The following is a 19,759-nucleotide window of genomic DNA, read 5'->3' on the forward strand; positions in this document are numbered from 1 at the left end:
AGTTTTGCCTGACGACCATAGCGTCCGGGAACCACCTGATCCCTTGCCGAACTCAGTCGTGAAACCGTTCCGCGCCGATGGTAGTGTGGGGTCTCCCCATGCGAGAGTAGGTCATCGTCAGGCACCTATTCGAAAAAAACGCCCCCACGGCCTTGCCGCGGGGGCGTTTTTTTTGCCCTGAAAAAATGCGCAATCAAGCCGCTGAGTTCAGCGGCTTGATAAGGCTTTAATTCAGTATATAGCAGGGCACATAGTCTTGGCCGGCTAACTTCATTCTGCCTTGAATAACAAAAGAGCTCAGTAGAAGGTCGAGTCGTTGCATCAGCTCTGGTTCGGCTGTTAATTTAAACGGCCCATATTTATCAATAGCCCGGATCCCTTGTTCTTTCACATTGCCTGCTACGATACCTGAGAAAGCACGCCTCAAATTGGCGGCTAGTTCATGGGTGGGTTGGTTTCGGTGGAGTGCTAAGGTCTCCATCGCCATATGTGTGGGTTCAAAAGGGGATTGAAAATCTCGTGCTATCGTCAAGCGCCAGTTGTAATAAAAAGCGTCTTGGTGAGTTCGTCGAAAATCTGTTACTCCATCGATTCCTTTGCGCATCAATCGGGCTACTTGGGTAGGATCGCCGATTATTATCGTATAATGTTTTCTTACCTTTTCCCCTAACGTATAAACGAGGAATTCATCGATTTTATCAAAATATTCCTCCGAGTTTTTAGGGCCGGTAAATATGAGAGGAAGTTGCATCTCATGATTGTCTGGATGTAGCAGAATACCTAAAAGATAAAGAATTTCTTCAGCGGTCCCTACGCCCCCCGGAAAGACAATAATGCCATGCCCTAAACGCACAAATGCCTCAAGTCTCTTTTCTATATCTGGCATTACGACAAGTTCGTTGACAATCGGGTTTGGGGCTTCAGCAGCGATGATACCTGGCTCCGAGACGCCCAGATAACGACCATCACGGCGCCTTTGTTTTGCATGCGCTATGTTGGCCCCTTTCATGGGTCCTTTCATGGCGCCGGGTCCACAGCCTGTGCAAATATCTAGATCGCGTAATCCTAAGTGATAACCTACGTCTTTGGTGTACTCATACTCTTCCCGGGAAATTGAATGGCCACCCCAGCAAACGACTAGACTTGGGTCGCGTCCTGGTTTTAAGGTTCCAGCTTTACGTAAAATATGAAAGACGGCGTTCGTGGTACCTTCCGCGGTCGAAAGGTCGAAACGTTTATGATGTTGTATTTCGTTATATACATAAACAATATCCCGAATGACTGCAGATAAATGTTCACGTATGCCGCGAATCATGCGCCCATCGACAAAGGCTTCAGCAGGTGCATTAGTGATTTTTAAGCGTATGCCTCGGTCTTGTTGCAATACTTCAATATCAAAATCTTTGTAAGTTTCAAGTATCGCCAGACTGTCATCGGTTGGGTTCCCACAATTAAGTACCGCCAGCGAACAGCGCCGCAATAGATCATGTAAGCCACTTTTGGAAGTGCGATGCAAGCGGTTTACTTCATGCTGAGAAAGAACTTCCAAGCTTCCTTCCGGGGAAATGATGCTGGAAATGGTGTCAACACCTTGAGAATTTAACATTGGGATGCTCGTAAATAGTGAGATTTTGACTTTCTGCCATGCTATCACGCTCTATGAGTCAGCGCAGCGCTGTGATGTTGGAAGCTAGCTGATAGAATGCTGGATAAGGCAAATTTAAGTGTAGATGAGTTGGCACAGCTTATGTTCAATGCGCAGTATTTTCGTACTTATATCACGCTAGTGGAAACAGGAAGCTTCACTCGCACGGCTCGTCGGTTGGACATGACGCAACCTGGCGTGAGCCAGCATATCCGCAAATTGGAAAGTTACTTGGGGAAAGTGCTGCTGGAGCGGCAAGGGAAAAGTTTTACCCTGACAGAACCCGGTCGAAAAGCTTACGATTATGCACTCAAGCTTTTTGCAGAGCATGAACAGTTTCGTCATGGTCTGGACGATGATTCCCTGGATAGCGGCGAATGTCGTATCGCCTCGCCAGGTAGTGTTGGGCTTATGTTTTACCCTTACATACTAGGGCAGCAACAAATGCACCCAAATCTGACAGTTAATTATAGCTTTGCATTTAACCATGAGATTGTTAACGACCTAGTGGAAGGACGCTATGATATAGGGATTGTCACCGAGCCTGTAAAGCACCCTGAATTAAAATGTAGCGTATGGCATCAAGAACCATTGTGCCTAGTGGTCCCGGCTGATTTTACAGGAAGTACGTTGAGTGACCTCATGGGGCTTGGTTTTATCAATTACTATGACGGCATTAATCAAGCCAGTAATTTCTTCAAAGAAAACTATCCGGGTGAGTTTCGCTCCATGACACATTTTAGGCATCAAGGGTTTACCAATGAGGTAAGCATGGTGTTGGATGCAGTGGCGCGAGGGCTGGGATTTACCGTGGTTTCACGGTTGGTTCTAGAAACATCACCGTGGCAGAGGCAAGTTAAGGAACTCACATTTGATAAAGCGATAAATGAAGTATTGCACGTATTGCAGCGTCGTGATTCGACCTTGCCTAAACGCTACGAAAAACTATTGAAGGGATTTAGGGAGCAAAGGATGCAGTAAAATGACCCACTTACTTTATTTTAAATAAGTGGGTCTTGTTAAAATTAGCTGCGATACTCTTCAATGCTTGGGCATGAGCATATAAGCTGTCTATCCCCGAAAACATTATCTACTCGGTTAACAGAAGGCCAGTATTTTCCCAATTTTACGGCTTCTGATGGGAAGGCTCCCAGCTCTCTTGAATAAGGGCGATTCCACTCTTCGACAAGATCAGCTTGAGTATGAGGAGCATTGACCAAAGGGTTATTGTCTACGGGCCATTGACCGTTTTCAACAGACTCAATTTCCTTCCGAATTGCAATCATGGCATCGCAGAAACGATCTATTTCATAGCGAGACTCTGACTCGGTTGGCTCGATCATCAGAGTGCCGGGTACAGGAAAGGACATTGTGGGAGCATGGAAACCATAATCCATCAAGCGCTTGGCAATATCTTCTTCGCTGATACCTGACGTGGCTTTAAGTGGACGAATGTCAATAATGCATTCATGTGCGACTGTGCCATTATCGCCTTTATAAAGCACCGGGTAATATTCTTCCAGTCGCTTAGCGATATAATTGGCATTCAAGATGGCAAGTTCAGTCGCTTCTCTGAGTCCCCGGGCGCCCATCATCTTGATATAAGCCCATGAGATAGGCAGTATCGAGGCGCTACCAAATGCAGCCGCTGAAACAGCGCCGCTATCGGGATTAACCCCTTCTATTGGGGTCACCACATGGTTGGATACGAATGGAGCCAGGTGTGCCTTGACACCGATAGGGCCCATGCCGGGGCCGCCGCCGCCATGCGGAATACAGAACGTCTTGTGCAAGTTGAGATGTGAGACATCGCCTCCAAAATCACCAGGGCGTGACAAGCCGACCTGAGCATTCATGTTGGCACCATCAATATACACTTGGCCTCCATGTCCATGCACGATACTACATGCTTCGCGTACGCTGCTTTCGAACACGCCATGAGTGGAAGGGTAAGTCAGCATGATGGCGGAAAGATGGTCGCTGTGCTTTTCCGCCTTGTTGCGCAAGTCATTCAGGTCGATATTACCGTCCTGATCGCACTCAACCACGACGACTTCCATCCGCACCATGGCAGCGGAGGCGGGGTTGGTACCATGAGCTGAACTGGGAATCAGACACACATTGCGGTGTGCTTCTCCTTGAGCTGCCTGATAACGACGGATAGCCACCAAGCCTGCGTACTCGCCTTGGGCACCGGAATTGGGCTGCATGGAGATGTGATCATAACCAGTAATTTCAGTTAAGAAAGCTGCCAGCTCATCAATCATCTGTTGATAGCCGACCACCTGATCACGCGGAGCGAAAGGATGCAGCTGGGAAAACGCCGGCCACGAGATGGGAATCATCTCACTGGTAGCGTTGAGTTTCATCGTGCAAGAGCCCAGCGGAATCATTGCATGCGCCAGTGACAGATCCTTGTTTTCCAGGCGCTTCAAATAACGCAGCATTTCCGTTTCACTATGGTAGCGCTGGAAGGTCGGATGAGTCAGGAAATCACTTTCACGACGGCTGTTTTCGGGAATTCCGCTGGTTCCATGAGCCATGATGGCATCGTCAAGTACCGCGACCGACAGGGTATGTTCATCGCCGAGTACTACCTCGAACAGCTGGGTAACGTCATGTGCGGTAGTGGTTTCATCCAGGCTGATACCTACGTCGCCGTTATTGAAGTAACGCAAGTTGATCTCATGAGTCATGGCGCGTCCATGAATCTTGCCTGAATCCACATTGGTCAGACGCAATGTGTCAAACCAACTGTCATGAGCCAGTACAATACCGCTTTGCTTGAGGCCTTCCGCCAGAATCGTGGTGAGACGATGCGTACGATGAGCAATTTTCTTGAGCCCTTCAGCCCCATGGTAGGTGGCATAAAACCCGGCAATATTAGCCAGAAGGGCTTGGGCGGTGCAGATATTGGAAGTAGCCTTTTCGCGCCGAATATGTTGTTCGCGTGTTTGCATTGCCATGCGCAGTGCCGTCTTTCCGCGACTATCCTTGGAAACGCCGATTATGCGACCCGGGATTGAGCGTTTGAGCTTGTCGGAGGTGGCAAAGAAAGCTGCATGTGGGCCACCAAAGCCCATGGGAACGCCGAAACGCTGCGAGTTACCCACGACGATATCCGCCCCCAAGGCACCCGGCTCTTTCAATATCACTAGACTGAGAAGATCAGCGGCCACGCAGGTCATGATATGGTTATCGGTGGCCTTTTTCAGTAAAGGCGCCAGGTCGCCGATTTCCCCGGAATTGCCTGGGTATTGGAGTAGCGCGCCGAATACGTCATGATCGGCAAGTGCTTCTGCCGGGCCGACAATAATCGAGAAACCAAAGAACTCTGCGCGAGTCTTGACAACATCCAGGGTTTGGGGAAAAACATTTTCTGCCACGAAAAATGTCGATGAACGGCTTTTCTTGTTGGCTCTCTTGCATAGCGCCATCGCTTCTGCTGCTGCCGTGGCCTCATCCAGCAGCGATGCGTTGGCCAGGTCCATGCCAGTCAAGTCCATGATGACTTGCTGGAAGTTGAGCAGACCTTCAAGTCGCCCTTGAGAAATTTCCGGCTGGTAGGGCGTATAAGCTGTATACCAACCGGGATTTTCCAAGACATTGCGTTGAATGACGGCAGGCATATGGGTGCCGTAGTAGCCTTGGCCTATGTGATTTTTCACAACTCGATTTTGCCGGGCAAGGCGTGCCAGATAGTCGAGCGCTTCGGCTTCGCTACGCGGGTCATCCAGTCGCAGTTCACGCCCCAGGCGTATGTCCGACGGGATTGTCTGTTCTATCAGACTGGCCATGCTCTTGATGCCTAATGTGTCGAGCATTGCAGCGGTATCGTCTGCGTTAGGCCCGTTATGGCGCTTGAGGAAGGCGTCGTGGTCGGCCAGGTCGGCCAAGCGGCGTTGATCAAAAGACATAAGACAATTCCAGGCGTGTAGGCACGACAGCACAATCGAGTTGAAAACAAGAAGGCTCATTAATGAAAAGCGGGTTACGTATCAGTCTTCAGCGTTGATAGTCGCCTGATACGCTTGTGCATCCAGCAACCCCTCAATGGAGGAGGCTTCATCGAGACGTACCTTCATGATCCAGCCAGCTTCGTACGGTGCTTCGTTGATCGTTTCCGGGGAGTCTTCCAAAATCTCATTGACTTCGATGACTTCCCCTTGAACAGGGGAGTAAAGGTCGGACGCAGCTTTGACTGATTCAATCACGCCAAACTCATCGCCCCTGGCAAGCGCACGGCCGACGTCAGGTAGTTCCACAAAGACCACATCGCCCAACGCCTCTTGAGCATGATCGGTGATACCGACCGTGACGGTGCCGTCCTGATTGTCGAGAACCCATTCATGACTTTTTGCATACCGTAACTCGGCAGGAACGTTGCTCATTTTAATTTCCTTTATGAAATGATTTTTCACGCGGTGAATACTAGCGTTAACAGCACTGTTTGGCGACCCCTTGTCCAGGTTCGGCTACGGTTCTCTCCCAGTGAAATAACGGTTGGGAAGCGTCATACCGGCTTTGCTTGCGACAAGGGCAGCAAGCAACAACCTCGCGAGATATTGACGTATGGTAACGAGTTTCCTATCGGAAACAAGTTTCTAGGCAGCTCCATCGCGGTAAGATGAGGTGGAATGCATTACGTAACGGAAAAAAACCATGAAATATCAAGTTAGACCATGAAATTATGGCACTTGCCCAACAAGACATGGAAGTATGCCAGCCAAATGGTGTAAAACATGCCAATCGTGCTGGGTGTTTTGCGAGGCCACGATGGGGCTGGCATCGCTGGACATCAGCCATAGCTGGGATTATTGAATCAATACAAATAAGGCAATATCAAGGGGAAATCAGGTGGATACATTAATTAGCTTTTTTGAAGCAATCAATGGTGTGGTATGGGGGCCGTTGATGCTGATATTGCTGCTGGGCGTTGGTCTCTACTTGCAATTGGGTTTGAAACTAATCCCCATCAGAAAGCTTGGTATGGGTTTCAAGCTTATGTGGCAAGGCCGCACGCCAAAGACAGCAGCTGGCAAAAAGGCCGAGGCGGAGGGGGAAATTTCTCCATTCAACGCCTTGATGACGGCATTGTCCGCAACGATTGGTACCGGCAATATTGCCGGGGTGGCGACTGCCATCGCGTTGGGTGGCCCTGGTGCCGTGTTCTGGATGTGGATTACGGCTCTGGTGGGTATGGCTACCAAGTTTGCCGAAGCTGTACTGGCAGTGCGTTACCGGGAAACTGATAGCCTCGGCTACCATATTGGCGGCCCGATGTTCTATATCAAGAACGGCCTTGGCAAAAAATGGCTATGGTTAGGGGGAGCATTTGCTTTCTTTGGCGCCGTAGCCGCTTTTGGTATTGGTAATACCGTTCAGTCCAACTCGGTGGCGGATGCCTTGGACTCCACTTTTGGTATTCCCCATTGGCTGACGGGCATCACCATCATGGTACTCGCCGGGGCGGTAATCCTGGGAGGAATCAAGCGCATTGCCAAAGTAGCCGGTAAATTGGTTCCGATTATGGGTATTGCCTATATTGTGGCGGGGTTGGCGGTACTGGTAGTTAATGCCGACCAGATAGGCGAAGCCTTTGGTTTGATTTTCTACTATGCCTTCAATCCCATGGCTGCTGCAGGCGGCTTTGCAGGGGCTGCGGTTATGGCGGCGATTCGTTTTGGTGTGGCTCGTGGGATATTCTCCAATGAAGCCGGGCTTGGTAGCGCCCCGATTGCTCACGCAGCGGCCCAAACTAAAAACCCGGTACGCCAAGGGTTGATTGCGATGCTGGGTACGTTTATCGATACCATCGTCGTGTGCACCATCACCGCCCTGGTCATTCTCACTTCCACTGTATGGATTGGAGGAGAAGCGGGGGCGTCGTTGACGGCATTATCCTTCGACGCAGCGCTGCCTGGTTTTGGTAATCAAATTGTCTCGATAGCACTGGCAGTGTTCGCCTTTACCACTATCTTGGGTTGGTCGTTTTACGGTGAAAAATGTTGCCAGTTCCTGTTTGGGACACGCTCCATCATGGTCTATCGCGTGCTGTTCGTGCTTGCGATCCCGCTTGGCGCAATCGCCCAGTTGGGCTTTATCTGGCTGATGGCAGATACGTTCAATGCCCTGATGGCCATACCCAACCTGATTGCTCTGGCGCTGCTGTCGCCGGTGGTGTTCAAGTTGACCAAAGATTACTTTGATGGAAAAGATGTACTGCCGGGCGAGGAGTTGGAACACGATAAAGCATGAACCCAATGGTGGCATGCGTGATGCCCCGGTAGTATAGAGTGAGAAGGCCTTTGTTGGGCCTTCTCTCTTTTTATGTATCAATATCACTATGTAATAAATACCAATGGCAAGGTAGGAAGCAGATATGAACAATCTCAAGCGTACCCCACTGCATGCACTACATGAGTCGTTGGGAGCTCGGATGGTGCCATTTGCAGGCTATGAAATGCCCGTGCAATACCCCATGGGAGTGAAGAAGGAGCACGAACATACACGCCAGGCTTGCGGACTGTTCGATGTGTCGCACATGGGACAAATCAAGTTCTCTGGCAAAAATGCAGCGCAAGCGCTGGAAACGCTGATTCCTTCTGACCTGGTAGGTCTTGAAGTGGGCGCGCAGCGTTATGGGTTATTTACCAGTACTGAAGGAGGGATACTTGACGATCTGATGAGCGTCAACGCTGGCGATCATTTTTATCTGGTGGTCAATGCCGCTTGTAAAGATCAGGATGTGGCTCATTTGCGCACTAACCTGGGCGAAACCCATGAAATTGAAGTGCTTGATCGGGGACTGCTCGCGTTACAAGGCCCACAAGCCTCCGAGGTCATGCAGCGGTTATGTCCAGACGCTTGTGAACTGATCTTCATGCAGCATGGCCGTTTCGAGATTGATGGCAGCGAAGTATGGATCAGCCGCAGTGGTTACACGGGAGAGGATGGCTTTGAAATTTCCGTAGCCTCCGATGATTGCAAAGCCTTGGCCAAGAAGTTGTTGAATGAGCCTGAGGTGGAGGCGATTGGCTTGGGAGCCAGAGACTCGCTGCGCCTGGAGGCGGGATTATGTCTTTACGGGCATGACATGGACACAAATACCACTCCCGTTGAAGCTGGATTGATATGGGCGATTGGCAAGGTGCGTCGTCATGGTGGAGAGCGTGCCGGTGGATTTCCCGGGGCTGATCTAGTGCTACATCAGCTGTATGCCAAGGACCATACTCGAAAGCGTGTCGGCTTGATTGCCGATGGCCGGGCGCCAGTACGCGAAGGTGCGGAATTGTTTGATCAAGATGGCCAGGCTGTCGGCGTGGTCACCTCCGGTGGTTTCGGACCGACAGTAGGTAAACCGATTGCCATGGGGTATGTGAGTGTTGAATTAGCCGAAACCAGTACCCAGGTTTTTGCCAGCGTCAGAGGCAAGCTGTTACCGATGACAGTGACAAAAACTCCCTTCGTTGCACCGGGATATTATCGAGGCTGAGGCATTTGTAGCTTTCCCCTGTTGAGCGATTGCGCCAGGCAGGGAAAAGCAGGGTGATTATTTCAACACTCGGCGTGGATCGATCGGCTTTCCCGCCTGGCGCAAATCAAACAGGAGGTCATAGCGCTGAGACGTCACGCTCTGTCCCACTTCACACAGTGGATCACCACGCGATACCGGGGTGTTCTCCTTTACTAAAAGCTTGTCGCATAACGCATAGACGCTTTGCAAATTGTTGTCATGATGCACAATCACCACCTGTCCGAGTTGGCGCATGGTGCTGGCAAAGCGCACTTCGCCGGGTGCGACCGCAAGCGCCTTGGCCCCTGCCTCGGTGGCCAGCAACATGGGTTGCAGAGAGCCACGGTTGTCGGGGCCGAAACGTCGAACAATCCGATAGTCGTTTAATGGCCAAGACCATTGCCGTACCGAGGCAGGTAAGTCCAGATCGGTGGATGCTGCTGGGGCTTGGCTCGTCGTCGTGCGCCTGTTGGGAAGCGTGCGTGCAGCTGATGCGGTAACTGTCGATGTATCTCTCAAGGGTACGCTTATCACCTGGCCGATACGCAGCTGTGTCGGTGAGATGCCTGAGTTGGCTTGCTGAATGCGGGCTGGCGTGGTGGCGAAATGCCGTGCAATCGCTGAATAGGTATCGCCGGGGCGAACTTGATAGCGATAAGGGCCGCCCGAGGGCGCGCGTTCTTGTTGCGTAGGCATCAACAAACGTTGCCCGACAGCCAGTCGGTGTGAATCGACTCCCGGATTGAAACGCTGTAAGCGTTCAAGTGGCACATTGCCGCGGGAAGCCAGATTGCCCAGCGTATCGCCACGCTGAACCGCCATCCAATGTCCGGTAATGTTATTGCCGGAAAGCTTATTGGACGCTGAAACCGCCGCTCGTTGAGGTGTCTCAGAAGTGCTTGCGCAGCCAGAAAGTAGAGCGATAACAATAAGTACACCGATAAAAGGAGCGCTCATTCGTGACCGATCCGCCCATCCAGCATGGCATCTTTTTCTTGCCAGAGTGCATTGAGCCATGAATGAAAGCGTTCCTTATGCTGCGATTCCTGGTGATAGTCGGTTTCTTTCATCCACGAAGGCACCTCAAGCCGTCGTGCATGAAGGGTGATCGGAGCCTCTTGGCCACATAAGAATTTCCAGAAACTAGGTGAGGGGTTCCGGTAGCTAATCGTCACATCCAATATGCCATCCAAGGTGCCGCCAAGCAGATTAAGCACTTGGGCCACACCGCCTGCCTTGGGGCGCAGCAGGTGGCGATAAGGGCTCTGCTGAGCATCACGTTTGGCAGGAGTGAACCGTGTCCCCTCCACGAAGTTGAAAATCGCGATGGGCATCTCCTGAGCGCGGTTGCACATGCGGCGAGTCGCTTCACGGTCAATATCTGCCAAGTGTGGATTTTTTTGCAGATGTTCACGGCTATAACGCCGCATGAAAGGAAACTCCAGTGCCCAAAATGCCAATCCCACCACAGGAATCCAGATTAGCTGACGCTTTATAAAAAAGCGCGGCATGGGGATACGCCGATGAAGCACCATCAGCAGCATGAAAATATCGATCCAGCTACGATGGTTGGATAATACCAGCCACCATTGCCGGGAGCTCAAATCATCGGGAAACGTGGCTTTCAGGCTGGGCTTGAGCCAGCGACGCATCCACCAAAGATTAAACCCAATCCAGTTAAGTGCGACGCGATCGAGATTCACAAGGAGCCGACGTTTCATGGCACGGCCTGGGGCGATCACTTTCAACAATGTCAACACGATAAGAGGAACGCCCCAGAATAGCGTGTTGATTGTCAGCAATACTATGCTGACCAGCCCCTTGAGAATAGGCATGACGGTTCCCTTACTTTTTATCGTCACCAAGGCGTTTTCTCTCATCACTAACTGACTGCAATGCTAAAGGATATTGCCTATGCTTCCCAGTGACTGAGAGGTAATGACAAGAAATGAGGTATTAGGACAAAAGGGTCAGAGTGGGGGCCTGGACGGTTTCGCGTAATACTTCCCTCAATGCTTGAGCGGCGACGGAAAGTTCATCGTGCGTCAGAATCCCGACAATGCAGGCAATGCCCGGTGCGGTAAGCGGTATGCAGCGTGCCCCTAAATCATGCATTTGGCGAATGCACATGGACGGAACAGCGCTCACCCCCAATCCTTCCGCAACCATTCGGCCCACCGTAGAAAGCTGATGACTTTCAAATGCCACGGGAAGGCTGATCTGACGTTTTTCCAGCTGTTGTTCCAGTAGGCGTCGCAGCATCGAAGGGCGCTGCAGGGTAATGAAATCTTCTTCAAGTAACATTGACCACTCTAAGGCAGGATAGCTGGCCAAAGGGGAATCCAAAGGAACCACCGCAACAAACTGATCCTTGAACAGGGGAGTGAACGATAGGCTTCCCGCCCCTTCGGGAGAGAAGGCGATTCCCATTTCAACCTGGCGTGACCGCACCATTTCGGTGACTTCCTCGTTGATTACATCATGCACGGTGATGTTGATCTTGGGATAGCGTTGGCGGAAAGCGACCAGGGCGCTAGGCAATAGATTACACGCAAAAGCCGGCATGGCGGCTACGCTTAACCTGCCCAGTTGAAGTGTGAAACGCTGGCGCAGCAGGTCTTCTGCATCATCCCATTGTGCTAACAAGTGCTTGGCCAAGGGAAGCAGGGATTCTCCTTCAGGCGTCAGGCGGACACTACGTGTACTGCGCAAAAGCAGTTTGCCACCCAATGTTTCTTCGAGCCCTTTGATGGTAAGGCTAAGAGCAGGCTGCGAGAGGTGAAGGCGTTCGCAGGCCTGAGTGAAGCTCAAGGTCTGGGCGACAGCCAGAAAGGCACGAAGCTGTTTGACGGTCACTGAGCCTCCGAAAGACGGAAAATTAAAAATTTGAAAAATAAATAAATTGATAAGAAAAACAAACTTAACAAATATATTGCCAGACCCAACACTGGCAGTACAGTAGTAGGGTTCCTTGTTCCATCTGAAAACAACGTGAGGCATAACAATGGCCGGATTCGATAAGCGAGTATTTTCCTACGAACAGGCAATGGAAGGCATTGAAGACGGCATGACGATCATTGCCGGTGGTTTCGGCCTGTGCGGTATTCCCGAAAATCTGATTGCCGAAATCAAGCGTCGCCGTGTCAAGGATCTAACGGTGGTTTCCAACAATTGCGGGGTCGACGGTTTTGGTTTAGGCCTACTGCTGGAGGATCGTCAGATTCGCAAGATATTCGCCTCCTATGTCGGCGAAAACGCCTTGTTCGAGCAGCAGATGCTCAACGATGAAATCGAAGTGGTCCTGACGCCTCAGGGCACCCTGGCTGAAAAGATGCGTGCTGGCGGCGCGGGTATCCCCGCTTTTTATACCGCTACCGGTTACGGCACGCCTATCGGGGAAGGCAAGGAAGTCCGTGAATTCAATGGTCGCCCACATATTCTCGAAGAAGCCATGACGGGTGATTTTGCCATCGTCAAAGGCTGGAAAGCCGATCGTTACGGGAATGTGGTGTATCGCCACACGGCACAAAATTTCAATCCCATGGCCGCCACAGCAGGCAGGATTACCGTTGTCGAAGTCGAGGAAATCGTCGAGCCTGGCGAGCTGGAACCCAGCCAGATCCATACGCCGGGTATCTATGTTGACCGGATTATCCAGGGGTCATTTGAAAAGCGCATCGAGAAGCGCACCGTGCGCAGCTGAGCTGCTCTGTTTACGCCTAGTGGCATTTCAAGTTTCTGTTAGAACAAGAGGTAATCATCATGGCTTTGACACGTGAACAAATGGCTCAGCGCGTCGCACGTGAACTGGAAGATGGGTTTTACGTCAACTTGGGCATAGGCATCCCCACGTTGGTAGCTAATTATATTCCCGATGGCATTGATGTCATGTTGCAGTCGGAAAACGGCTTGTTGGGCATGGGGCGTTTTCCAACGGAAGATGAGCTGGACCCGGATATGATCAATGCCGGCAAGCAAACGGTTACCGCACGTCCTGGGGCAGCGATTTTCTCGTCGGCTGAATCGTTTGCCATGATCCGAGGGGGCCACGTTGATTTGACGGTTTTAGGCGCCTTTGAAGTCGACCAGAACGGTAATATCGCCTCCTGGATGGTGCCTGGCAAACTCATCAAGGGCATGGGGGGCGCGATGGATCTTGTGGCGGGTGCGGAAAACATTATCTGCACCATGACGCATGCGTCCAAGCACGGTGAGTCCAAATTGCTGGAAAGCTGTAACCTGCCATTGACCGGTGCCGGTTGTATCAATCGCGTATTGACGGATCTCGCTTATCTGGAAATCAAGGATGGCGCTTTTATTCTAAAAGAGCGCGCCCCCGGGGTCAGTGTCGAGGAGATAGTTGAAAAAACCGCAGGTAAGCTCATTGTGCCTGCTCATGTGCCGGAAATGACCTTCGAGGAAAGTGCCTGAAAAAGTGCCTGAAAACGCCGGAAACACGCTTTTAAAACCGCCCCGAAGGGGCGGTTGCTAGGCTAGTTCACAACGGGTGTGATGCGGAAACAGGAGTTCTGCCACCTGGCCGTGGGCATTCTCTGTCTGCTTTTCAGCTAACACCAAACCCCCAAGCGATACGCGGTGCTCATCGCCGTCGGAAAAAGGCAAACGTTGGGCTGTGGTGGGGTAAAAACGATAATTCAGTAACGGTGAAATCGGAAAAATACCGTTATGCCGATCCGCATTACCCCGCAGTCCGACTTGTACCAGTTGCTGGTCAAGCTCCGTCAATGTCGCCCCCCACGTCTTGCAATCAAAGCCTGCATGGTGCAAGCGCGGCCCCATGATGGCCAGCCAGCCAGCCAGAGGGTGAGCTTGATAAAGCAATTGATAAGTTTCCCAGCTGGGCATTGGCCATGGGCGTCCACGAGAAAGTAGATTCTGGCCCCTGCAATCTTCCGGGTGGGCCTGGCTGATCAAGGCTTCCAGTTGGCGTCGGGGTTCTCGGGACAAAGTGCCGGTTTGTAATTCGGCAAGCACCAACCAGCTTCCTGAATCCGGAGGACAAAGCAGGTGGACTAACAAGCCGCGGTCAGCCATGGCATATTTGTTGACAGGCCGATAGCCCAGGTGAGCCAGGTTGGAGAGCAAGACACTGCTGGAAAAGAAACCATGGTTCAGGGTGAGCAGGGTGAAGTATTCAGCGGGCACCGGCAGTGAAAATAAGCTCAGCGAGCTGATGTCCGGGTGGGCATGAACATAATCCAGCCAAAGTTGCTGGACGAACTCGTCGCGCTGCATAGCGTTTTCCTCATCTCCAGACACGCGCATGTGCTCTGCTTGTCACAAGCCTCGATTAAGACGAGGTCAGTATAGGCAAGGAAGATGCAAGGGCGTTCAACGGAGGAAAACACCAAGGAATCAGGCTGAAGGTAACAGGCCTTGTTGGCGCACGTACTGGGCGAATTCAGTGAAACCCCCAATATGGGTCTGGTCGACGAAAATCTGTGGAACGGTGTGAACCGGCTTGCCGGCGGTTTTTTCAATATCCGCCTTGGTGACACCTTCTGTCGGCATATCTACATACCGGTAGCCCTGGATAGCTTCCTCACGTTCCAGGCGTTCGGCTAATTGTTTGGCACGTACACAAAAAGGGCAGGACATACGCCCAAAAATCACTACAAACATGGCATCTTCTCGCAAGAATCAGTGAATAAAAGATAAGTATTAAATACATTTACCCTATGATGCCATTTTGCCGGAGCCTTATGCTCCTGGCCAATAGTCATAAGCTACCCTAGCCATGAAAAAGCTATATCAAGCTGGATGAAAAGGATAGGAGAACGAGACAAGTGCTGACGCAGGATGATTATCGTCGCCTGGCGAAGCTGGCTACCGACTACCGGGATAAGCATTTCAAGCAACTCAAGCAGATGGCTTGTTTCAATCCTCGGCTGGGTGTGGATGCCCTATGTTTTCAAAAGCTGGATGAGGGATTACTGGCGGGAGCCTTGATTACCCCGACAGCGTTGTGGTTGGTTGCGCTACCTGTCGATGGGCAAGCACCCCAGTGTGAAAATAGTCTCACTATTACGCTGCCTTCGGGAGCGTATCGATTGCAACAGGAAGCGCTGGGGCCTCATCACTTTCTGTGGAAACGTTGTATTCTTGAGGATCTTGGCGCCTTGAAAAGTATGGAAGAAGCGGCGCGCCTGGCTCAGTCAATGATGAGCCGGCTGATGGAGCCACCTGCTTGATGCCAGTGTCATCAGAGATTACTTTACGAGTCGCTTTGCGAAATAGCGCAATGGTGCCAAGGTAAGGCACAAGGCGAATCACACATGATCGCTTATCACACAGTCTGATAAAGGGAAAATCGCATGACAAATACAGCCTCCTCGGCTATACCACGAGTGGCGCTGGTCACTGGTACCACCAGCGGTATCGGTGAAGCAGTGGTCAAGCATTTCTGTGAGCTGGGTTATCAGGTGCTCGCGGTTGATTTTAACCCGGCGGGAGAGACAGTGGCGCAAGCTGCTGGTGCTACTTTTTTCCAAGCCGACTTGACCGACCCTGAGGCCTGTCGTGCCGCTGTTGCCGAGGCCAATAAGCGCTTTGGTGGGGTAGATATCCTGGTCAATAATGCCGGCATTCAGCACGTGTCATCCATTGAAGAATTTCCAGAAGAAAAGTGGCGGCAAATCATCGATTTGATGCTGACGGCCCCTTTCCTGCTGACGCAGGCAGTATGGCCCAATATGCGTGAATGCGGCTGGGGTCGGGTCATCAATATTGCCTCGGTGCATGCACAAGTCGCATCGCCAGGCAAAGCTGCTTACGTTAGCGCCAAGCACGGCATTATCGGTTTGACCAAGACTGCCGCCCTGGAAGGCGGGGAGCAGGGCATTACCGCCAATGCCATCTGTCCGGCATACGTCAAGACACCGCTGGTGGATAACCAGATTGCCGATCAGGCAAAGCTCAATGGCATGGAAGAGCAGGAAGTCATCGAAAAGATCATGCTCAAGAATGCAGCGGTCAAGCGCTTGATCGAGCCCTCTGAAGTGGCAGGAATGGTGGCTTTCCTAGCGTCGGATGCCGCTGGAGCGGTGACTGGCTCGAGTTGGAACATCGATTTGGGCTGGACCGCCCAGTAAGTCGGCTACCGTCGCACAGGACGCTTCTGTAATTTGCGTTGCAGGGTGCGCCGGTGCATTCCCAACGCACGTGCAGTAGCGGAGATATTGCCATCGTGTTCCTGCAGTACTTTCTGGATATGTTCCCAGGTGATGCGATTGATCGATGGCGGATTTTCCGCTACTTCGGCGTTGGGATCCCCGCCTTCACGCTCGAAGGCAGCCAGCACATCCTCGGCATCAGCTGGTTTGCACAGGTAGTTCACGGCGCCGAGCTTGATGGCTTCCACGGCGGTGGCAATGCTGGAATAGCCGGTAAGTACCACAATCCGGCAGTGGGGGGCCACTTCGAGTAATTCCGGCAGTAATTTCAAGCCGGAGCTATGTTCCAGCTTGAGATCCAGGGTGGCCATTGTCGGGTTGTATTGGCTTGCCAAGGCAAGCGCCTGTTCCGCATCGTAGGCGATCAGGACTTGATAGCCACGACGGGTCAATGCACGGCTGAGTACATGGCAGAACATTTCATCGTCGTCGATGATTAACAGGCGTGGCTCTGGGGTGTGCATGGCATCCTCGTCAATGATGGCGCTTGAATACGTTCAGTTTTGGGATAGGCGTGGAAGAGTGACTTCCGTCAAGGTGCCGCCCTCAGGGTGGTTATACAAGCTGACCCCGCCCCCAAGACGATTGATAGTGGCATGGGTAAGAAATAACCCGATGCCCATGCCTTTGCTTTTCGTGGAAATGAAGGTTTCCCCGAGTTGATCGGCAATGGACATGGCCACGCCCGGCCCGTGGTCACGGATATCAATGACTACTTTACTCTCATTCCAGTCCAGGCGAATGAAGATACTGTCTGGATTGGCATCGGCGGCATTGTTGAGCAAGTTGGTCAATGCCTGGTCCAGGGTCGTGTCGACGGCTATCCAGGGGCGCCCTCGATGCTCAGCGATTTCGAAACGGTGGCTGACATCCGGGCGCAACACCAGCCAGCGTTGAACCACGGCGGCCAGCCAATATTCTGCATCCAGGACTTCCGGCTCCGCCATCTTGCGGCGATCGGCTTGGGCGACCAGATGTTGCAAGCGCGATTTACAAATATCCACTTGCTGGCGAAGCAATGAAATATCCTGGGCCAGTACAGAATCTTTCTCGGCATCATGCTGCATTTCATTGAGCAGTACCGCCATGGTGGAAAGCGGCGTGCCTAGCTCGTGAGCGGTACCTGCGGCTTGCGTGGCGACGGCAAGCACCTGTTCGTTACGCAAGGCGGCTTCACGCGTCCGTGAAAGCGCCTGGTCGCGGTTGCGCAAGGCATGGGCCATCTTGTAGATAAAAAAGGTCACCAACCCAGCGGAAAGGCCGAAATTGATCCACATGCCGAGTATATGCAGACTCAATGGTGTCTCGGTATTAAGCTGAGCCAGTTGCGGGATCGGCTGGTAGTGGAACATCAAGAACGTATAAGCGGCCATTGCCATGGCCGCGATGATCCAGGCATGGCGCCAGGGGAGCGTAGCCGCCGCAATGGTGATAGGCACCAGGTAATAAGTGATGAACGGGTTGGTCGAGCCACCTGTAAAGTAAAATACCAGGGATAGGCCGACGATGTCGGCCAGCAAGTGAGCCAGGTATTCTGCATGGGTGACTGCCTTGGGTCGGCCGAGGCGCCACCAGGTAAGCATGTTGAGAAGCCCCATGGCGATCACCACACTCACCACGGCGGTGACGTGCAACTCAAATGCCAGTAACTCGACGCCCACGATAATGGCAACAAGAAAACCGGTCCAGGTGATGCCGCGTACAATGGTAAGTCTGACCAGGTTTCGACTAGGCGTAGACAGGGGAAGAGGTAAAGCGGCAAGCATGTTTGTCGTTACCTGCTGGTTGACTTCAATTCATTGATGATAAATTTAATAAACAATGTCATCACAAAAACAAGCCAGCCGGCGGTGGCCAATATATTGAACAGCAGGATTTTCGGCGGCACCCAGGTATTGCCGAGTAACGCTTCAAGCAGAACATGCAGAAACAAGGTTAAAAGCAAGGGAAGGGCGAGGATATGCATCCACATGTCAGTGCGTCGCTTGCGCACATGGTAGCGGCGCAACAATATTCGTAATGGACGATGTGCCCAGCAGACCAGAATAAGCGCACCCACTATCGACATGGCGGCAAGCGAAAATTCAGGGCTACCCCGGGAAACCGAAAAGCTTATCGACCAGGCAAGACTAAGCCAGATCAACCCTTCAATACTTGCGGCCAGGTCGGCAAAACGGCGCACCTTGGGCATAGTTCTCATTTTCCTGTGATGACATTTGCAGCGGCATGATACGTCAATTGACACTCAGTTGTCGGCGGCTGTGCTCACTTGATTTATCCTGTGGAGAGATTGGTTATACTGGCAGTCTTATTTACCTTCAGCACAGGATCTCACGTGGACTCGATTACTTTGACGCGCCCGGACGATTGGCATTTACACCTTCGAGATGACGCGGCCTTGGCGTCGGTAGTGGGGCATACGGCTGCTCAGATGGGGCGGGCCATCATCATGCCCAATCTCAACCCTCCGGTCACCACCACCGAACAGGCGATGGCATATCGTCAGCGGATTGTAGACGCATTGCCTACAGGGGCCGGATTTGAACCCTTGATGACGCTGTATCTCACCGATACCACCACCCCAGAAGAGATCGAACGCGCAGTGGCGAGCCCGCATGTGCATGCTGTCAAACTGTATCCGGCAGGCGCCACCACCAATTCAGCGTCGGGAGTGACGGACCTGCGCCATTGCGATGCAGCAATTGCAGCCATGGCGCGCCTGGGCTTGCCGTTGTTGGTGCATGGTGAGGTGACGGATGCCGATATTGATATCTTTGACCGAGAAGCCGCCTTTATCGAGCGCGTCATGAAGCCGCTGATGGAGCGTCACCCCACGCTCAAGGTGGTCTTTGAGCATATCACGACCCGTCAGGCGGCCGAGTTTGTGAGCGAGGCTCCTGCCAATGTCGCTGCCACCATTACCGCACATCATTTATTATTCAACCGCAATCACATGCTGGTAGGCGGGATAAGGCCGCATTATTACTGCTTGCCCATTCTCAAGCGTGAGCAGCATCGTCAGGCGTTGTTGGCAGCGATTGCCTCCGGCAGCAGCAAGTTCTTTCTGGGAACCGATAGCGCGCCCCATGCGCAGGGTGACAAGGAAGCGAGTTGTGGTTGTGCGGGGGCCTATACAGCACCGGCAGCACTCGAGTTGTATGCCATGGCATTTGAACAAGTGAATGCGCTGGATAAACTCGAAGGATTCGCCAGCCATCACGGCCCGGATTTCTACGGCTTGCCACGCAATACAGGGCAGGTAGTCTTGAAGCGGGAAAGCTGGACGTTGCCTGAGAGCTATGCGTATGCCGAAGGTCAACGCATCGTGCCACTGCAGGCAGGCCAGGCATTGGCCTGGAGATTGCAGGCGCAATAAAGCAAAACTAGGTGCAGTCCGTCAAAAGG

19 protein-coding genes and 1 rRNA gene are annotated in these 19,759 nt (G+C 52.1%); 9 read left to right on the top strand and 11 right to left on the bottom strand.

What is annotated here, in order from left to right:
• Nucleotides 1-7: 7 nt before the first annotated feature.
• Nucleotides 8-123, top strand: a 5S ribosomal RNA gene (gene rrf, locus LG290_RS07075).
• 103 nt (nucleotides 124-226) lie between these two features.
• On the opposite strand, the gene ppnN is transcribed toward rrf, so the two are convergent.
• A complete protein-coding gene (gene ppnN, locus LG290_RS07080) occupies nucleotides 227-1,606 on the bottom strand; it encodes a nucleotide 5'-monophosphate nucleosidase PpnN (RefSeq protein ID WP_499836809.1) in 1,380 nt (459 codons plus the stop codon).
• 141 nt (nucleotides 1,607-1,747) lie between these two features.
• Here ppnN and LG290_RS07085 point away from each other — a divergent pair, with 141 nt between their 5' ends.
• Entirely contained in the window at nucleotides 1,748-2,626 is an 879-nt protein-coding gene (locus tag LG290_RS07085; protein WP_499837055.1) for a LysR family transcriptional regulator, read from the top strand.
• Between the two features lie 44 nt (nucleotides 2,627-2,670).
• On the opposite strand, the gene gcvP is transcribed toward LG290_RS07085, so the two are convergent.
• Entirely contained in the window at nucleotides 2,671-5,562 is a 2,892-nt protein-coding gene (gene gcvP, locus LG290_RS07090; RefSeq protein ID WP_499836810.1) for an aminomethyl-transferring glycine dehydrogenase, read from the bottom strand.
• An 81-nt stretch (nucleotides 5,563-5,643) separates the two neighbouring features.
• The gene (gene gcvH / locus LG290_RS07095) at nucleotides 5,644-6,036 is read right to left on the bottom strand and encodes a glycine cleavage system protein GcvH (RefSeq protein WP_160418792.1); all 393 of its coding nucleotides are present in this window, start codon (nucleotides 6,034-6,036) and stop codon (nucleotides 5,644-5,646) included.
• 466 nt (nucleotides 6,037-6,502) lie between these two features.
• On the opposite strand from gcvH, the gene LG290_RS07100 reads away from it, so the two are divergent.
• The gene (locus LG290_RS07100) at nucleotides 6,503-7,903 is read left to right on the top strand and encodes an alanine/glycine:cation symporter family protein (RefSeq protein ID WP_499836811.1); all 1,401 of its coding nucleotides are present in this window, start codon (nucleotides 6,503-6,505) and stop codon (nucleotides 7,901-7,903) included.
• 124 nt (nucleotides 7,904-8,027) lie between these two features.
• Complete coding sequence (gene gcvT, locus LG290_RS07105) at nucleotides 8,028-9,140, top strand: glycine cleavage system aminomethyltransferase GcvT (protein ID WP_499836812.1); 1,113 nt, start codon at nucleotides 8,028-8,030, stop codon at nucleotides 9,138-9,140.
• A 57-nt stretch (nucleotides 9,141-9,197) separates the two neighbouring features.
• Here gcvT and LG290_RS07110 read toward each other — a convergent pair whose 3' ends face one another.
• From LG290_RS07110 to LG290_RS07120, 3 genes are all read right to left on the bottom strand, one after another.
• Nucleotides 9,198-9,983, bottom strand: coding sequence for a LysM peptidoglycan-binding domain-containing protein (locus LG290_RS07110; protein ID WP_499837056.1), 786 nt, complete (start codon nucleotides 9,981-9,983; stop codon nucleotides 9,198-9,200).
• Between the two features lie 131 nt (nucleotides 9,984-10,114).
• On the bottom strand, nucleotides 10,115-10,996 hold the full coding sequence (gene yihG, locus LG290_RS07115) for a 1-acylglycerol-3-phosphate O-acyltransferase, YihG family (RefSeq protein WP_499836813.1): 882 nt from the start codon (nucleotides 10,994-10,996) through the stop codon (nucleotides 10,115-10,117).
• A 121-nt stretch (nucleotides 10,997-11,117) separates the two neighbouring features.
• Nucleotides 11,118-12,017, bottom strand: coding sequence for a LysR family transcriptional regulator (locus tag LG290_RS07120; protein ID WP_160418797.1), 900 nt, complete (start codon nucleotides 12,015-12,017; stop codon nucleotides 11,118-11,120).
• Nucleotides 12,018-12,165: 148 nt separating this feature from the next.
• Between LG290_RS07120 and LG290_RS07125 the strand changes: the two genes are divergently transcribed.
• Both LG290_RS07125 and LG290_RS07130 read left to right on the top strand, forming a co-directional pair.
• On the top strand, nucleotides 12,166-12,864 hold the full coding sequence (locus LG290_RS07125; protein WP_160418798.1) for a CoA transferase subunit A: 699 nt from the start codon (nucleotides 12,166-12,168) through the stop codon (nucleotides 12,862-12,864).
• Nucleotides 12,865-12,923: 59 nt separating this feature from the next.
• On the top strand, nucleotides 12,924-13,592 hold the full coding sequence (locus LG290_RS07130; RefSeq protein ID WP_160418799.1) for a CoA transferase subunit B: 669 nt from the start codon (nucleotides 12,924-12,926) through the stop codon (nucleotides 13,590-13,592).
• Nucleotides 13,593-13,649: 57 nt separating this feature from the next.
• Here the strand turns inward: LG290_RS07130 and LG290_RS07135 are convergent, their stop codons facing one another.
• Both LG290_RS07135 and LG290_RS07140 read right to left on the bottom strand, forming a co-directional pair.
• A complete protein-coding gene (locus LG290_RS07135; protein ID WP_160418974.1) occupies nucleotides 13,650-14,417 on the bottom strand; it encodes a VOC family protein in 768 nt (255 codons plus the stop codon).
• A gap of 120 nt (nucleotides 14,418-14,537) precedes the next feature.
• The gene (locus LG290_RS07140; protein ID WP_160418800.1) at nucleotides 14,538-14,804 is read right to left on the bottom strand and encodes a GrxA family glutaredoxin; all 267 of its coding nucleotides are present in this window, start codon (nucleotides 14,802-14,804) and stop codon (nucleotides 14,538-14,540) included.
• 164 nt (nucleotides 14,805-14,968) lie between these two features.
• Here LG290_RS07140 and hybE point away from each other — a divergent pair, with 164 nt between their 5' ends.
• Together hybE and LG290_RS07150 are read left to right on the top strand one after the other, a co-directional pair.
• Entirely contained in the window at nucleotides 14,969-15,373 is a 405-nt protein-coding gene (gene hybE / locus LG290_RS07145; RefSeq protein WP_319928111.1) for a [NiFe]-hydrogenase assembly chaperone HybE, read from the top strand.
• Nucleotides 15,374-15,496: 123 nt separating this feature from the next.
• Nucleotides 15,497-16,273, top strand: coding sequence for a 3-hydroxybutyrate dehydrogenase (locus LG290_RS07150; RefSeq protein ID WP_499836814.1), 777 nt, complete (start codon nucleotides 15,497-15,499; stop codon nucleotides 16,271-16,273).
• A gap of 5 nt (nucleotides 16,274-16,278) precedes the next feature.
• Here the strand turns inward: LG290_RS07150 and LG290_RS07155 are convergent, their stop codons facing one another.
• The 3 genes from LG290_RS07155 to LG290_RS07165 are packed head-to-tail and all read right to left on the bottom strand — an operon-like array spanning nucleotide 16,279 to nucleotide 18,545.
• Complete coding sequence (locus tag LG290_RS07155; protein WP_160418802.1) at nucleotides 16,279-16,818, bottom strand: response regulator transcription factor; 540 nt, start codon at nucleotides 16,816-16,818, stop codon at nucleotides 16,279-16,281.
• Nucleotides 16,819-16,851: 33 nt separating this feature from the next.
• Nucleotides 16,852-18,120 carry an ATP-binding protein gene (locus tag LG290_RS07160; protein ID WP_160418803.1) on the bottom strand — a complete coding sequence of 423 codons (1,269 nt, stop codon included), beginning with the start codon at nucleotides 18,118-18,120 and terminating at the stop codon, nucleotides 16,852-16,854.
• 8 nt (nucleotides 18,121-18,128) lie between these two features.
• A complete protein-coding gene (locus LG290_RS07165; RefSeq protein WP_160418804.1) occupies nucleotides 18,129-18,545 on the bottom strand; it encodes a hypothetical protein in 417 nt (138 codons plus the stop codon).
• 144 nt (nucleotides 18,546-18,689) lie between these two features.
• On the opposite strand from LG290_RS07165, the gene pyrC reads away from it, so the two are divergent.
• The gene (pyrC, locus tag LG290_RS07170) at nucleotides 18,690-19,730 is read left to right on the top strand and encodes a dihydroorotase (protein WP_499836815.1); all 1,041 of its coding nucleotides are present in this window, start codon (nucleotides 18,690-18,692) and stop codon (nucleotides 19,728-19,730) included.
• The last annotated feature ends 29 nt before the right edge of the window (nucleotides 19,731-19,759 follow it).

Source organism: Halomonas sediminis (assembly GCF_044871105.1).
GTDB lineage: Bacteria > Pseudomonadota > Gammaproteobacteria > Pseudomonadales > Halomonadaceae > Vreelandella > Vreelandella zhuhanensis.